Origin of the sequence: Streptomyces sp. NPDC004667 (assembly GCF_040609475.1) — a bacterium.
Classification (GTDB): Bacteria; Actinomycetota; Actinomycetes; order Streptomycetales; family Streptomycetaceae; genus Streptomyces.
The window spans coordinates 65,144-78,986 of the sequence record NZ_JBEXKC010000010.1; the positions used below are offsets into that span (position 1 = coordinate 65,144).

14 protein-coding genes and 1 riboswitch are annotated in these 13,843 nt (G+C 72.5%); of the genes, 6 read left to right on the forward strand and 8 right to left on the reverse strand.

Features of this window, described 5'->3' with window-relative positions; genetic code table 11:
- Nucleotides 1-308 precede the first annotated feature (308 nt).
- From ABZW32_RS08115 to thrC, 3 genes are all read right to left on the reverse strand, one after another.
- The gene (locus ABZW32_RS08115) at nucleotides 309-518 is read right to left on the reverse strand and encodes a cold-shock protein (protein ID WP_030232479.1); all 210 of its coding nucleotides are present in this window, start codon (nucleotides 516-518) and stop codon (nucleotides 309-311) included.
- 384 nt (nucleotides 519-902) lie between these two features.
- A complete protein-coding gene (locus ABZW32_RS08120; protein ID WP_030232477.1) occupies nucleotides 903-1,178 on the reverse strand; it encodes a MoaD/ThiS family protein in 276 nt (91 codons plus the stop codon).
- Between the two features lie 34 nt (nucleotides 1,179-1,212).
- Nucleotides 1,213-2,502, reverse strand: a complete 1,290-nt coding sequence (gene thrC, locus ABZW32_RS08125) for a threonine synthase (protein ID WP_285536656.1) — start codon at nucleotides 2,500-2,502, stop codon at nucleotides 1,213-1,215.
- A gap of 17 nt (nucleotides 2,503-2,519) precedes the next feature.
- A riboswitch (SAM riboswitch) is annotated at nucleotides 2,520-2,677 on the reverse strand.
- A 195-nt stretch (nucleotides 2,678-2,872) separates the two neighbouring features.
- On the opposite strand from thrC, the gene ABZW32_RS08130 reads away from it, so the two are divergent.
- The gene (locus tag ABZW32_RS08130; RefSeq protein WP_356212831.1) at nucleotides 2,873-3,823 is read left to right on the forward strand and encodes a glucosyl-3-phosphoglycerate synthase; all 951 of its coding nucleotides are present in this window, start codon (nucleotides 2,873-2,875) and stop codon (nucleotides 3,821-3,823) included.
- A gap of 62 nt (nucleotides 3,824-3,885) precedes the next feature.
- The gene (locus ABZW32_RS08135; RefSeq protein WP_356212834.1) at nucleotides 3,886-5,352 is read left to right on the forward strand and encodes a trehalose-6-phosphate synthase; all 1,467 of its coding nucleotides are present in this window, start codon (nucleotides 3,886-3,888) and stop codon (nucleotides 5,350-5,352) included.
- Here the strand turns inward: ABZW32_RS08135 and ABZW32_RS08140 are convergent.
- Nucleotides 5,325-6,149, reverse strand: a complete 825-nt coding sequence (locus ABZW32_RS08140) for a hypothetical protein (protein ID WP_356212837.1) — start codon at nucleotides 6,147-6,149, stop codon at nucleotides 5,325-5,327. The genes ABZW32_RS08135 and ABZW32_RS08140 overlap by 28 nt on opposite strands.
- 93 nt (nucleotides 6,150-6,242) lie before the next feature.
- On the opposite strand from ABZW32_RS08140, the gene ABZW32_RS08145 reads away from it, so the two are divergent.
- Complete coding sequence (locus ABZW32_RS08145) at nucleotides 6,243-6,866, forward strand: TetR/AcrR family transcriptional regulator (protein WP_356212840.1); 624 nt, start codon at nucleotides 6,243-6,245, stop codon at nucleotides 6,864-6,866.
- Nucleotides 6,867-6,903: 37 nt separating this feature from the next.
- Here the strand turns inward: ABZW32_RS08145 and otsB are convergent, their stop codons facing one another.
- From otsB to ABZW32_RS08160, 3 genes are all read right to left on the reverse strand, one after another.
- Entirely contained in the window at nucleotides 6,904-7,761 is an 858-nt protein-coding gene (otsB, locus tag ABZW32_RS08150; protein ID WP_356212843.1) for a trehalose-phosphatase, read from the reverse strand.
- A gap of 55 nt (nucleotides 7,762-7,816) precedes the next feature.
- Nucleotides 7,817-8,053 carry a DUF3263 domain-containing protein gene (locus tag ABZW32_RS08155; protein ID WP_030232458.1) on the reverse strand — a complete coding sequence of 79 codons (237 nt, stop codon included), beginning with the start codon at nucleotides 8,051-8,053 and terminating at the stop codon, nucleotides 7,817-7,819.
- 88 nt (nucleotides 8,054-8,141) lie between these two features.
- Complete coding sequence (locus ABZW32_RS08160) at nucleotides 8,142-9,443, reverse strand: extracellular solute-binding protein (RefSeq protein WP_356212847.1); 1,302 nt, start codon at nucleotides 9,441-9,443, stop codon at nucleotides 8,142-8,144.
- 211 nt (nucleotides 9,444-9,654) lie between these two features.
- Here ABZW32_RS08160 and ABZW32_RS08165 point away from each other — a divergent pair, with 211 nt between their 5' ends.
- The 3 genes from ABZW32_RS08165 (at nucleotide 9,655) to ABZW32_RS08175 (ending at nucleotide 12,758) form a co-directional block, all read left to right on the forward strand.
- The gene (locus ABZW32_RS08165) at nucleotides 9,655-10,587 is read left to right on the forward strand and encodes an ROK family protein (RefSeq protein ID WP_356213027.1); all 933 of its coding nucleotides are present in this window, start codon (nucleotides 9,655-9,657) and stop codon (nucleotides 10,585-10,587) included.
- The gene (gene nagA, locus ABZW32_RS08170; protein ID WP_356212850.1) at nucleotides 10,587-11,738 is read left to right on the forward strand and encodes an N-acetylglucosamine-6-phosphate deacetylase; all 1,152 of its coding nucleotides are present in this window, start codon (nucleotides 10,587-10,589) and stop codon (nucleotides 11,736-11,738) included. Before ABZW32_RS08165 ends, nagA begins: the two co-directional genes overlap by 1 nt.
- A gap of 102 nt (nucleotides 11,739-11,840) precedes the next feature.
- A complete protein-coding gene (locus tag ABZW32_RS08175) occupies nucleotides 11,841-12,758 on the forward strand; it encodes a 1-phosphofructokinase family hexose kinase (protein ID WP_356212853.1) in 918 nt (305 codons plus the stop codon).
- A gap of 16 nt (nucleotides 12,759-12,774) precedes the next feature.
- Here the strand turns inward: ABZW32_RS08175 and ABZW32_RS08180 are convergent, their stop codons facing one another.
- A complete protein-coding gene (locus ABZW32_RS08180) occupies nucleotides 12,775-13,803 on the reverse strand; it encodes a CBM35 domain-containing protein (RefSeq protein ID WP_356212856.1) in 1,029 nt (342 codons plus the stop codon).
- Nucleotides 13,804-13,843 lie beyond the last annotated feature (40 nt).

Genomic DNA, 13,843 nt, shown 5'->3' on the forward strand with positions numbered 1-13,843 from the left:
CTCCCGGACAGGGGTGGATTGCTCCGGACCGCGCCCGCGCCCGCGACGGACGGCCTGCGGAGCCGGCGGTTCCTTCCCGCCGGACCCGTCGGGCCTCACCGACCCGGTCCTCGTCTTAGTAGCACTCTCACCTGGAGAGTGCTAACGCCAATGATTAGCACTCGACCCCCGCGAGTGCAAGCGGCTTCGGGCAACGCCGGGCGGCTTCCGGCCGGGCGCAAGGGGCGACGCACGAGGGGCCCGCATCCCGTGTCCGGGATGTGGGCCCCTCGTACGTCTGTCGCGTCGGTGGTCGATCGCGCTCGGTATCAGCCGGCAGCAGCGAGCTTGACCATGTCCGCCTGCGGACCCTTCTGGCCCTGCGAGATCTCGAACTCGACCCGCTGACCCTCTTCAAGGGTGCGGTACCCGTCCATCTGGATGGCGCTGTAGTGGACGAACACATCCGCACCACCGTCGACCGCGATGAAGCCGTAGCCCTTCTCCGCGTTGAACCACTTGACGGTGCCCTGAGCCATGCCTAACTCCCCTATTACTGGCCCTTGCGCGGTACCGCACTTCGCGGTCCCGGGTCAGAACTTGCGCCGGAACGCCTCGACCGGGGCTGAATGTATCCGCACCGCTGCTGTCTGCAACAGGTCAATCCGACGAGAATTCTGGACACGCGGAAACATAGAAATAGAGTGAAAATTTGGCATATGGCAGGGCAACTCGGGCCAGACAAGCTTCGCCAAAGCCCCATAGGGCGCACGCATGTTGACTCAATGTCAACCCTCACGGGGCCCGCTCATATGCGGCGGGCAAGAGCACCGGAGGGGACTTCCCCAACTCTACCGCGCCCAATCAAGCAGAATTGCCCCCTCCACTTATTAGCGGAGGGGGCAATTCTACTTTTCGGGGTCTCAGCCGCCCGCGACGGCCGGAATGATCGAGACGCCGGCGCCGTCCGGCGTCGCCGCCTGCAGGCCGCCCTCGAAGCGCACGTCGTCGTCGTTGACGTAGACGTTCACGAAGCGGCGCAGCTTGCCCTGGTCGTCCAGGACGCGCGCGGCGATGCCCGGGTGGTTCTGCTCCAGGGACTGGATGACCTCGGCCAGGGTCGAGCCCTCGGCCGGGACCTCGGCGACGCCGCCGGTGTAGGTGCGCAGGATGGTGGGGATGCGGACGTTGACGCTCATGGCGCTACCGCCTTTCCGGGAGTCGTGGGAAGGGTCAGGCCAGGCCGGCGGCGCGGAACGCGTCCAGGCTCGGGCGGATGGTGGCGGTCTGGCCGCTGTCCGCGGCCACCGCCTCCAGGGTCTTGAGGCCGTCACCGGTGTTCAGGATCACGGTGGTCAGCGCCGGGTCGAGCTGCCCGTTCTCGATCAGCTTCTTCGTCACGCCGACGGTCACGCCGCCCGCGGTCTCGGCGAAGATGCCCTCGGTCTGCGCCAGGATCTTGATCGCCTCGACGACCTGGGTGTCGTTGACGTCCTCGACGTAGCCGCCGGTGCGACGGGCGATGTCCAGGACGTACGGGCCGTCCGCCGGGTTGCCGATGGCCAGCGACTTGGCGATGGTGTCCGGCTTCTGCGGGCGGACCACGTCGTGGCCGGCCTTGAAGGCGGTGGAGACCGGGGAGCAGCCCTCGGCCTGGGCGCCGAAGATCTTGTACGGCTTGTCCTCCACCAGGCCGAGCTTGATCAGCTCCTGCAGACCCTTGTCGATCTTCGTCAGCTGGGAGCCGGACGCGATCGGGATGACGATCTGGTCGGGCAGCTGCCAGCCGAGCTGCTCGCAGATCTCGTACGCCAGGGTCTTGGAGCCCTCGCCGTAGTACGGGCGGAGGTTGACGTTGACGAAGCCCCAGCCCTCGCCCAGCGGGTCGCCGATGAGTTCGGAGCAGAAGCGGTTGACGTCGTCGTAGTTGCCCTCGATGCCGACGAGGTCGCCACCGTAGACACCGGCCATGACGACCTTGCCCTGCTCCAGGTCGTGCGGGATGAACACGCAGGAGCGGAAGCCGGCACGGGCGGCCGCGGCGCCGACGGCGCCGGCCAGGTTGCCGGTGGAGGAGCAGGACAGGGTGGTGAAGCCGAAGGCGCGGGCCGCCTCGACGGCGATGGCCACGACGCGGTCCTTGAAGGAGTGCGTCGGGTTGCCGGAGTCGTCCTTGACGTACAGCTTGCCGGTGACGCCCAGCTCCTTGGCCAGGTTCCGCGCGTCCACGAGCTTGGTGAAGCCGGGGTTCAGGCTGGGCTTGGAGGCCACGTCCGCGGGAACGGGCAGCAGCGGGGCGTAGCGCCAGATGTTGTTCGGGCCGGCCTCGATCGCGGCGCGCAGGGCCTCGGGGTCGCCGAGCGGCAGCTCGTAGGCGACTTCCAGCGGACCGAAACACTCGACGCACGCGAAGATCGGGCCGAGTTCGAAGCGGGTGCCGCACTCGCGACAGGAGAGGCCGGTGGCGGGTCCGAGATCGACGGAACCGGGGGCGGTGGAGGTGGTGACGGTCTGTGCAGCCATGACGGCGAGGCCCTTTCTCCTCATCTTCCCCATGGCGCACTTCGCCATGAGACGGAATTGGCACCTTCCCTAGCCGGGGACCTCGCGGCGTGCGTGTCGAAACGCATCGCGAGAACCGACTGGAGGGTTGCCGGGGCTTCAACGGGCCGTGTCCCTCTGCCCCTCTGGATGAGCGGTATGGCACCGGCACACGCGCTCTGTGGCGCGCCGGTGCGTTTGTGCGCGGGGACCCCGGCATGCCGTGGTCCTTCGCGTTGTTCAAGACTGTAACCGAAGGCCAGGGCGGTTGAGACAGCCGTCCGAACCGCGAGATGGATCACAAATCGGCCGATATCTCCGAGGGCCGCCGAGGAACCAGGGAGTGCTGAGGGTGCTGGATGAGGTGGAGCGCTGGCTGGCAGACCGCTCCTGGTCCGCCGCCGACCGACCGCTCGACCAGCTGCTCGACCGGAAACGGGCGGCCGGGACGACGGTCAGCGTGGTGCTGCCCGCGCTCGACGAGGAGGCCACGGTCGGGGAGATCGTCCGGGTGATCCGGCGCGATCTGATCGACGGCCTGCCGGTCCCCCTGGTCGACGAGCTGGTGGTGGTCGACTCCGGCTCCACCGACCGTACGGCGCAGGTGGCGGCCGCGGCCGGCGCCCGGGTCGTGCACCGGGACGCGATCCTGCCGCGGATCCCCGCGCTGCCCGGCAAGGGCGAGGTGCTGTGGCGTTCGCTGCTCGCCACCACCGGTGACGTGGTCTGCTTCGTCGACGCCGACCTGCGGGACTTCTCGGCGTCCTTCGTCTCCGGGATCGTCGGCCCGCTGCTGACCGATCCGCAGGTGCAGTTCGTCAAGGCCATGTACGACCGCCCGCTCGCGGACGCCCCCGGCCAGGGCGGCCGGGTGACCGAGCTGGTCGCGCGCCCCCTCCTGAACCTGCACTGGCCGCAGCTGGCCGGCTTCGTGCAGCCGCTCGGCGGGGAGTACGCCGTACGGCGCTCCCTGCTGGAGCGGCTCCCCTTCCCCGTCGGCTACGGCGTGGAGCTGGGCCTGCTGGTGGACGCGCTGCACACGGTCGGGCTGGACGCGCTGGCCCAGGTGGACGTCGGGGTGCGGCTGCACCGGCACCAGGACGGGCGGGCGCTGGGCCGGATGGCCGCCGCGATCTACCGCACCGCGCAGGTCCGGCTCTCGCGCGCGCACCTCGTACGGCCGGAGCTGACCCAGTTCGAGCGGGGGCCGGACGGGTTCGTTCCGCGCACCTACGCGGTGGACACCGAGGAGCGGCCGCCGATGGCGGAGATCAAGGAGTACGCGGGCCGCCGCGTGGCTTGACGGCCGCCGGAGCGGCGCCGCACACGAGTTTGAGCCGGGGCGGGCCGGGCTAGGTTCGCCCCATGGCTTCTCAGGTACTCGTCGCCGCGAACCGCGGCCCGCTCTCGTACGCCCTCTCCGACGACGGCACGCTCAGCGCCCGGCGCGGCGGGGGCGGGCTCGTCTCCGGCCTGTCGGCGGCCCTCGCGAAGCAGCCGGAGGCCCTCTGGATCTGCGCGGCCCTCTCCGACGCCGACCGGGAGGCGGTGCGCCGGGGCACCTCCGAGCCGGGGGTGCGGATGCTGGACATCGACCCGGCCGTGTACGACGGCGCGTACAACGGCATCGCCAACTCGGTGCTCTGGTTCACCCACCACCACCTCTACGACGTCCCGCGCGAGCCGGTCTTCGACGCGGCGTTCCGCCGGCACTGGGAGGCGTACGTCGCCTACAACCGGGCCTTCGCCGAGGCGCTGGCCGAGGAGGCCGCCGACGGCGCCCGCGTCCTGGTGCAGGACTACCACCTGGCGCTGGTCCCGGGGCAGCTGCGCGAGCTGCGGCCGGACCTGCGGATCGCGCACTTCACGCACACCCCGTGGGCGTCGCGGGAGTTCATGGAGATGCTGCCCGACGACATCCGCGGGCAGCTGGTGTGGGGGATGCTCGGCGCGGACCAGCTGGGCTTCCACGCCTGGCGCTGGTCGGTGAACTTCATCGTGGGGGCCAACAGGGAGGACGCGACCGGCATCGCGGACTCCTCCCTGCCCAGCGGGGTCCCCGAGCGCGGGGTGTGGCACCGCAGGATCGACCCCGGCGGGCGCGGCTACGAGCGGAAGCGGTTCACCGAGGTCCGGCAGTACCCGCTCGGCGTGGACGCGGACGACCTGCGGGCGCTGGCGCACCGGCCGGTCGTGGACGACAGGCTGGCGGCGCTGCGGGCGGAGGTCGCGGGCCGCAGGACGATCGTCCGCGTGGACCGCACGGAGCTGTCGAAGAACATCCTGCGCGGGCTGCTGGCCTACCGGGAGCTGCTCGTCACGCACCCCGAGTGGCGGGAGCGGGTGGTGCACCTGGCCTCCGCGTACCCCTCACGGCAGGACCTGGCGGTGTACCGGGCGTACACGGATTCGGTGCGGGAGCTGGCGGCGGAGATCAACGAGGAGTTCGGGACGGCGGACTGGCAGCCGGTGCTGGTGTCGGTCGAGGACGACTTCGCGCGCTCGCTGGCGGCGTACCGGATGGCGGACGTGGCGCTGGTGAACCCGGTGCGGGACGGCATGAACCTGGTCGCGAAGGAGATCCCGGTGGTCTCGGAGGACGGCTGCGCGCTGGTGCTGTCGACCGGGGCGGGGGCGTACGAGGAGCTGAAGGACGACGCGATCACGGTGAACCCGTACGACGTCGGCGCGACGGCCGAGGCCCTGCACGAGGCGCTGTCGATGCCCCGGGAGGAGCGGGCGGAGCGGACGAAGCGGCTGGCCTCGGCGGCCACGGCGCTGCCCCCGGCGGCCTGGTTCGAGGCTCAGCTGGCGGCGCTGGCCGAGGCCTGAGCGGGAGCCTGGGCCGGGGCCTGGGCGGGGGCTTGGGCCTGGGCGGGGGCCTGGGCCTGAACCGGGGCAGGGGCCTGAACCGGGGCAGGGGCCTGGGCCTCCCCGGCCGCGGGCCGCGGGCCCGGGAGGCACAGGGCGAGGGCGCCGAGGAGGAATCCGTAGCAGGAGACCAGGCCGTGGCCGTTGGCCTGGGCGAACCAGAGGATGAGGCCGAGGACGGGCACCCCGGCGGCGAGCAGCAGCTCCTTGGTGTGGCCGGCGGCGGGGTGTCCGGCGGCCGTCGCGGCCCTGCGCGGGCGCAGGGCGCGGAGCAGGAGGGCGGCGGCGAGGGTGGCCCCGAGGAAGTACGTGGCGCCCGAGCTCCCGGCGTAGTTGCGGGGGTCGGCGGCGTGGTGGCCGCCGGCCCCGAGCAGGGCGTCGAGGTGCTCCGGCAGGAGGATCCCGGCGAGGAACAGGGCCAGGGTGCGGGGCGCGCCCCAGAACCAGTCGGCCAGCGCGGCGACGGCGGCGAGGGTGGCGATGTTCCAGGCGCCGCCGAGGAGGCCGCCGTTCTGCATGAAGACGGCGGTGACGACGCGCCACCAGCCGCTCCGGGCGGGGTCGTCGTCGAGGGCGTCCATGGCCCCGGACCAGCACAGCTGCGTGACGACCCCGGCGAGGGCGAGGCCGGTCAGGGCCACCGCCGCCCAGGGGACGCGGCGCCCGCGCAGGGTGTCCCGGCCGAGCAGGTCGAGGCCTGCGTTGAACATCATCACCATCAGTGCCGCCGTGGTCGCGTTGAACACGATCGCGCCCATCGCCGCCACCCCCCTCCGGTCGTCGTGGGATGACGGTAGCGCTTAGGACCGACACTTTCAAACAGTGTTAGAAAATGGGCGTAGGCTGTTCCCGTGAAGCTGACGAAGGAACGCATCATCGACGCGGGCATGGCGGAGTTCGCCGAGTCCGGCTACCACGGCCTGTCCATGCGGCGCGTGGCCCAGCGGCTCGACGCGAAAGCGGGCAGCCTCTACTACCACGTGCCCAGCAAGGGCGTCCTGGTCCGGCTGATGGCGGACCGGGTGGCGCGGCAGGCCTACGACGCCGGCACCGCCGCCCTGGCCGCGCTGGATCCCGGCGCCGGCTGGCGGGAACGGGTGGAGGTCCAGGCCCTCACCCTGCGCGACGGCATCCGGCGCCACGCCGGGGGCGCGGTGATGTTCGCCGACAGCCCGAAGGTGCTCAGCGACGGGGCGCTGTCGGTGATGGAGCGGCTGCTGGAGACCCTGCGCGCGGCCGGCGTGCCGGAGGCGGACTGCGCCGTCGGGGCCGACGCGCTGCTCAGCCACCTCACGGGCTTCGTGCTCCAGGAGCAGAGCGAGTCCCCCGAGGTGCCCGTCGGGCCCGAGGACGTCGCCGCGCTGCTGGAGCGCTTCCCGCTGACGGTGGCCGCCGCCTCGGCCCATGGGGAGGACGAGAAGTTCCTGCTCAGCGTGCGCCTGATCTGCGCCGGCCTCGCGACGCTGATCCCCTGATCCGGCGGGCCCACCCGGATCAGGTGGATCAGGTGGGTCAGGCTGTGCGCAGGGCCCCGGCGAGGGTCGCGAGGAAGGCCGTCACGGCGGCCGGGCCCGGGAGGACGAGGTCGGCGCGGGCGGCGAGTTCCGGGACCTCCGCCGAGCCGCTGCACACCAGCAGCCCCGGCAGGCCCTCGGCCCGGCGCTTCTCGACCGCCGAGAACGCCGCGAGGTCCCCGAGGTCGTCGCCCGCGTACAGCACGGCCCCGGCCCGCCGCTCCTCCAGGAACTCCGTCAGGGCGACGCCCTTGTCCATGCCCGGCGGGCGCAGCTCCAGCACGGCCCGGCCGGGCTCGACCATCAGCCCGTGGCGGGCGGCGAGCTCCGCGAGGGGTTCCCGCAGGGCGCCGAACGCCGCCTCCGGATCCTCGGCCCGCCGGGTGTGGACGGCCAGCGCGCGGCCCTTCTCCTCGATCCAGGTCCCGCGCCATGCGCCGATGGCGTCGAGGAAGCCGGGCAGCTCGGCCCGTACGGCGGCCACTCCGGGGTGTTCGGCGGGGGCGTGCACGATGCCGGTGACGGCGTCCCAGCGCTCGGCCCCGTAGTGGCCGAGGACGACGAGGTGTTCCAGGCCGGGTACTCCGGCGAAGCCGCCGTAGCGGACGGCGACCCCGGCCGGGCGGCCGGTGACCACGGCGACGGCCGCGATCTGCGGGGCGAGCGCGGCGAGCGCCGGTACGGCGTCCGGGTGCGCGCGGGCCTGGTCCGGGTCGGGGACGATCTCGGCGAGGGTGCCGTCGAAGTCGAGGGCGACGACGGCGTCGCGGGGTGCGCGGAGGAGGGCTTCGAGTCCCTCGCGTCCGGCTGCGGTGGCGGGCACGGGCATCGGCAGGTCGTGCGGATGGCTCCCCATGCAGACGACCCTACCGGCGACGCCCGGACGCGCCCACCCCTTCGCGGACAGTCACCTACCGCCGCGCCCGCTGGGCCTCGCGGATCCGCCGGAGCCGGTTGACGGTGCCCGGTGCGTGTTCGAGCGCGCGTGGATCGTCCATCAAGGCGTTGAGCAGCTGGTAGTAGCGGACGGGGGTCAGGCCGAGCCCTTCCCGTATCGCCCGCTCCTTGGCGCCGGGCCCGGGCCAGGTGCGGCCTTCGTACGCGAGCACGGCGGCCTCCGTGGCCGTCAGCCGCCCGTCGTCCGTCATACGGCCAGATTAACGCCGCCCGCCGACAGCGCCCTCGTGCGGCCCCGCGCGAGGGCGCTGCCGGGTGCCTGCGGCGGGCGGCGCCGGCTCAGTGGTCGCCGTCCGCCTTGCGCGCGGTCGTCGCGATGTCCTCCAGGACCTTCTCGGGCTTTCCGCCCGGCTGGACGACCTGTCCGATCTTCTGCTTGATGTCCTCGCTGACCCCGGCCCAGGACTTCTTGCCGACCGGGTAGAGCCGGGAGGTCGGCAGGGCGGTCAGGAAGGTCTTCAGCTGGGCCGCCGAGCCGCCCGTGCTCGCGTCCATGGCCCGGTAGCCGCTGGTGGTGACGGGCAGCAGGTCGTACGTGGACGTGAAGGCGGTCACGTTCTTCGCCGAGTACAGGTGGTCCAGGAACTTCCCGGCCTCCTTCTTGTGGCCGTTCTTGAAGGCCATCACCCAGTCCGCGACGCCCATCGCGGAGTGGTCGGCGCCGTCGGCGGTCGGCATCGGGACCATGCCGAACTTCACGCCCTTGCCCGCGGCCTGCTTGAGCAGGGTGGGGTGGCCGTTGAGCATGCCCACCTCGCCCCGGGTGAAGGCGTCGAAGGCGGCCTGGCGGTCCAGCTTGCCCGGCTCGACCGGGCCGGTCAGGCCCTGTCCGACCATCTTGTCCCGCAGGAACTCGAAGGACTTCACGTTCTCCGGGGAGTCGATCGCGTACGCCTCCTCGTTGTCGGTGTAGCCACCGCCGCCCGCGAGCATCCACATCATCGACTCGGCCTGGGCCTCCTCGCGGCCCAGCGGCAGGGCGAAGGGGGTGGGCACGCCGGCGCCCTTGAGCTTCTTGGCGGCCGCCTCCAGGTCCGCCCAGCTCTTGGGCTGCCAGGGGGCCGAGCCGTCCTTGGGTATCACTCCGGCGTCGCCGAGCAGCTTGGTGTTGTAGAAGAGCAGCCGGGTGCTGGCCACGAAGGGCATTCCGTACTGGACCCGCTTGACCTTGCCCGCGTCGGCGAGCGGGGCGAGGAAGTCGGCCTCGGTGTTGACGGAGAGCAGCTCGTCGGCGGTGTAGAGCTTGCCCGCCTCGGCGTAGTCGGCGTAGGCGCCGATCTGCGCGATGTCGGGGGCCTTGCCCGCCTTGACCATCGCGGCCACCTTGGCGTCGACCTCCGACCAGGAGTAGACGCTGACCTCGACGTGCACGCCGGGGTTGTCCTTCTCGAAGGAGGAGGCGAGGCCCTTCCAGTAGGTCGCGGAGGAGTTCTGCGGATTGTCGCCGTAATCGGCCGCCACGACCCGCAGGGTCACCTCGTTGTCCCCGCTGAGACCCGACACGGTTCCACAGCCCGTCAGCGTCGCCGTCAGGCACAGTGCGGCCCCGGTAGCGGCCAGGCTCAGGTAACGGCCCTTCACGGTTCTCGATCCACCCCTTTTTGTACGTACGATTCGACGTAAGGTCTACACCACTTTGGCGGCTCCTCCACATCCGGAACGGCGTGGCGCCCGGACTGTGTCCGGACCGTATCCGGACCAAGGTCCCGAATTTGTATGGCGGCTCAACAATCCCCTTCAATGGACTAGACCTTTCCCTCCCGAGCGCGCGAGACTGTCTCCTGTGAAACCCGTGAAACACGTCATCGCCCTCGATGTGGGCGGCACCGGGATGAAGGCCGCCCTCATCGCCCGGGACGGCAACCTGCTGCACGAGGCGCGCCGCGCCACCGGCCGCGAGCGGGGCCCCGAAGCCGTCGTCGAGACGATCCTGGACTTCGCCGACGAGCTGCTGCGCCTGGGCCGCGAACGCTTCGGCACGACCGCCTCCGCCGCCGGAGTGGCCGTACCCGGCATCGTCGACGCCGAACGGGGCATCGCCGTCTACGCCGCCAACCTCGGCTGGCGCGACGTCCCGCTGCGCGCGCTCCTCGGCGCCCACCTGGGCGGCGTCCCCGTCGCCCTCGGCCACGACGTCCGCACCGGAGGGCTCGCCGAGGGCCGCATCGGCGCGGGCCGGGGCACCGACCGCTTCCTGTTCGTCCCGCTCGGCACCGGCATCGCCGGCGCCATCGGCATCGCCGGCCGCATCGAGGCCGGCGCCCACGGCTACGCGGGCGAGATCGGCCACATCGTGGTCCGCCCCGGCGGTCCCGCCTGCGGCTGCGGCCAGCACGGCTGCCTGGAGACCCTGGCCTCCGCCTCCGCCGTCTCCCGCGCCTGGGCCGCAGCCTCCGGCGACCCGGCGGCCGACGCGGCCGACTGCGCCAAGGCCGTCGAGTCCGGCGACGCGCGCGCCCGCGAGGTCTGGCTCACCGCGATCGGCGCCCTCGCCGACGGGCTCGTCACCGCGATCACCCTGCTGGACCCGAGCACGCTGATCATCGGTGGCGGGCTGGCCGAGGCGGGGGAAACCTTGTTCACACCACTTCGGACGGCCGTCGAGGAGCGCGTGACGTTCCAGCGGCTGCCCGAGATCGTTCCGGCGGCCCTCGGGGACACGGCCGGATGCCTGGGCGCAGGGCTGCTCGCCTGGGACCTACTCGCCACGGAGGTACCTGCCTGATGTCCGGAAGCGCACACAGCACCGTTCTCTCCGGCGCCCGGGTGGTGCTGCCCACCGGGACCGTCGCGGGAGGCCGGGTCATCGTCGAGCGCGACCGCATCGCGGGCAGCGCCCACGAGGGCGCCGAGATCGTCGACCTGTCCGGGCACTGGATCGTCCCCGGCTTCGTGGACATGCACAACCACGGCGGCGGCGGCGCCTCCTTCACCTCCGGCACCGCCGAGGAGGTCCTCAAGGGCGTACGCACCCACCGCGAGCACGGCACCACCACCCTCGTCGCCTCCACCGTCACCGGCGACCTCGACGAACTGGCCCGGCGCGCCGCCCTGCTCGCCGAACTCACCCAGCAGGGCGAGATCGCCGGCGTCCACTTCGAGGGCCCCTTCATCAACCCCTGCCGCAAGGGCGCGCACAAGGCGGACCTGCTCCGCGACCCCGACCCGGCCGAGGTCCGCAAGCTGGTCGACGCCGCGCACGGCACCGCCCGGATGTTCACCCTCGCCACCGAACTGCCGGGCGGACTGGACTCCGTACGGCTGCTGGCCGAGCACGGGGTCATCGCCGCGATCGGCCACACGGACTCCACGTACGACCAGACCCGCCAGGCCATCGACGCCGGCGCGACCGTCGCCACCCACCTCTACAACGCGATGCCCGGCCTGGAGCACCGCGCCCCCGGACCGATCGCCGCGCTGCTGGAGGACGAGCGGGTCACCGTCGAGCTGATCAACGACGGCACCCACCTGCACCCGGCGATGCTGGAGCTGGCCTTCCACCACGCCGGCGCCCACCGCGTGGCGCTGATCACCGACGCCATGGACGCGGCCGGCTTCGGCGACGGCACCTACCACCTCGGCCCGCTGGAGGTGGAGGTCAAGGACGGCGTCGCCCGCCTCGTGGAGGGCGGCTCCATCGCGGGCTCCACCCTGACCCTGGACACCGCCTTCAAGCGGTCGGTGACCGTCGACCGGCTGCCCGTCGAATCCGTGGTCCAGGCGATCTCGGCCAACCCCGCCAAGCTCCTCGGCCTCTACGGCGAGGTCGGCTCGCTGGAGCCGGGCAAGTACGCCGACCTGGTCGTCCTCGACGGTACGTTCGGCCTCAAGGGCGTCATGCGGCGCGGCGAATGGATCGTCAGCCCGCTGTCCTGAGCGGCCTTGCGGCGGTGGGGAACGAGGCGACGGGCCCTCAGGACTGGGCCCGCCGCCCGCTATTTGGCATGATCCCGGCATTCACCGAGACCGGGGCTGGCCATGATCCTCACCGTGACGCTCAACACCGCACTCGACGTCACCCACCGGGTGCCGCGACTGCTCCCGCACGCCTCCCACCGGGTCACCGGCGTCGCCGAACGCCCGGGCGGCAAGGGCCTGAACGTGGCCCGCGTGCTCGGCGCGCTCGGCCACCCGGTGACGGCGACGGGCTTCGCGGGCGGACCGGCCGGCACGCTCGTACGCGAACTCCTCGCCGGCTGCCCCGGGGTCACCGACGCCCTCGTCCCCTGTTCGGGCACCACCCGGCGCACCCTGGCCGTCGTCGACGAAACCACCGGCGACACCACGCAGTTCAACGAACCCGGCCCGCAGATCACCGCCGGGGAATGGTCCGTCTTCCTGGCCCGCTACACCGAACTCGCCACCGGCGCACGCGCGGTGGCCCTGTGCGGCAGCCTGCCCCCGGGCGTCCCGGTCGGCGCCTACGCGACCCTCGTACGGACGGCCCGCGCGGCCGGGGTCCCGGTCCTCCTGGACACCAGCGGCGAGGCCCTGCGCCGCGGAGTCGCCGCCCGGCCGGAGATCATCAAGCCGAACGCCGCCGAACTGGCGGAGCTGACCGGCTCCCGCGACCCGCTCCCGGCCACCCGCGACGCCCGCCGCCGGGGCGCCCACGCGGTGGTCACCTCCCTGGGTCCCGCAGGACTCCTGGCCACCACCCCCGACGGCACCTGGCAGGCGGCCCCGCCCCGCCCCCTGTCCGGCAACCCCACCGGCGCGGGCGACTCCGCGGTGGCGGGCCTGCTCTCCGCCCTCGCGGAGGGCCTGGACTGGCCCGCCCGGCTCACCCGCGCGGTGGCCCTCTCGGCGGCAACGGTCCACGCCCCGGTGGCGGGAGAGTTCGACCCCCGCACCTACGAGGAGGTACGGGGGTCGGTGAAGGTCACGCCGCTCTAGCGGCGGCCGGTGCGGATCAGCCCTGTTCCAGCCAGAGCTGGTCGATGTTGATCTCGCACTGGTTGCCCGTCTCACACGAGATCTTGACGGTGTTGGTGCCCTTCTTCAGGTCCACCAGCGAGTAGGTGTTCGTCCAGCCCTTGTCCCACTCGCCCGGCTTGGCGAGGGAGAAGTTCTTCATGTTTATCGGGCGGGTCTGCTTCTCGCCGTTGACGGTGAGCGTGGTGCTGGCGTCCTTGCCGGGCACTCCGTAGGTCATCTTCAGCTTGTAGCTCCCCGCCTTGGGGAGGTCCAGGGTCCAGGTCACGGCGGCGCCCGGCTGGTTGAAGTTGCCGACGTACTGGCCGCCCGCGCTCTTCGCACCCGGCACCGCGGTCATCAGCGTGGCACCGCCCGTCAGGGCCATGCCGGCACCGGACGCGTCCGCCTTCGGCAGCGGGGTCGCGGAGGGCTCCGGGGAACTGCTCGGCTCCGCGGAGCCCTGGGGCGGCTGGGGACCGGCCGGCTGCTGGTTCTGCTGGTTCCCCTGCTTCTTGTCGGCCTTGTCCTCGCCCTTCTTGCCGAAGACCACCGCCGCGCCGATGCCGACCGCGACCGCCGCGACCACCGCCACCGCGGCGATCAGCAGGCCCTTGCGGCTGGAGCCGCCGCCCCCGCCGTGGCCGCCACGGCCTCCGGGGAGGGGGACCTGCTGGGTGTGCGGCTGCTGCTGCGCCGGAACGCCGTAGCCGCCCGCCTGGAGCGCCTCGGGAGCCTGGTACTGGGCCTGGTACGCCGGGGCCTGCTGCTGCGGCGGGACCGCGCCGCGCTGGCCGCCGTACGTCCGCTCGCCGACCGTGCGCACCTGGTTGTACGAGGTACGGGGGACGCCGGGCTGCGCGCCGGGCGGGCCACCGACCGCGGGGCCGGGGTAGCCGTATCCGCCGCCCTGACCGGGCGGGGTGGCTCCGGCGGCCTGGCCGTCCGCGTAGAGGTAGCCGAACGGATCGTCGTCCTCGGGCTGGTTCGCCCCACCGTGCGGGCCGTTGTGCGCGGGCGTCGTCATCGCAGGTCACTCCTTTCGACCCACGGGAGCCTACCCCGAA

Excerpts from the sequence above, each read along its gene's own strand:
- ABZW32_RS08180 (WP_356212856.1), bottom strand. The coding sequence starts at position 13,803 with ATGACGACGCCCGCGCACAACGGCCCGCACGGTGGGGCGAACCAGCCC.
- ABZW32_RS08140 (WP_356212837.1), bottom strand. The coding sequence starts at position 6,149 with ATGGGCGCGATCGTGTTCAACGCGACCACGGCGGCACTGATGGTGATG.
- otsB (WP_356212843.1), bottom strand. The coding sequence starts at position 7,761 with ATGGGGAGCCATCCGCACGACCTGCCGATGCCCGTGCCCGCCACCGCA.
- ABZW32_RS08135 (WP_356212834.1), top strand. The coding sequence starts at position 3,886 with ATGGCTTCTCAGGTACTCGTCGCCGCGAACCGCGGCCCGCTCTCGTAC.
- ABZW32_RS08120 (WP_030232477.1), bottom strand. The coding sequence starts at position 1,178 with ATGAGCGTCAACGTCCGCATCCCCACCATCCTGCGCACCTACACCGGC.
- nagA (WP_356212850.1), top strand. The coding sequence starts at position 10,587 with ATGTCCGGAAGCGCACACAGCACCGTTCTCTCCGGCGCCCGGGTGGTG.
- ABZW32_RS08155 (WP_030232458.1), bottom strand. The coding sequence starts at position 8,053 with ATGACGGACGACGGGCGGCTGACGGCCACGGAGGCCGCCGTGCTCGCG.
- thrC (WP_285536656.1), bottom strand. The coding sequence starts at position 2,502 with ATGGCTGCACAGACCGTCACCACCTCCACCGCCCCCGGTTCCGTCGAT.
- ABZW32_RS08175 (WP_356212853.1), top strand. The coding sequence starts at position 11,841 with ATGATCCTCACCGTGACGCTCAACACCGCACTCGACGTCACCCACCGG.
- ABZW32_RS08115 (WP_030232479.1), bottom strand. The coding sequence starts at position 518 with ATGGCTCAGGGCACCGTCAAGTGGTTCAACGCGGAGAAGGGCTACGGC.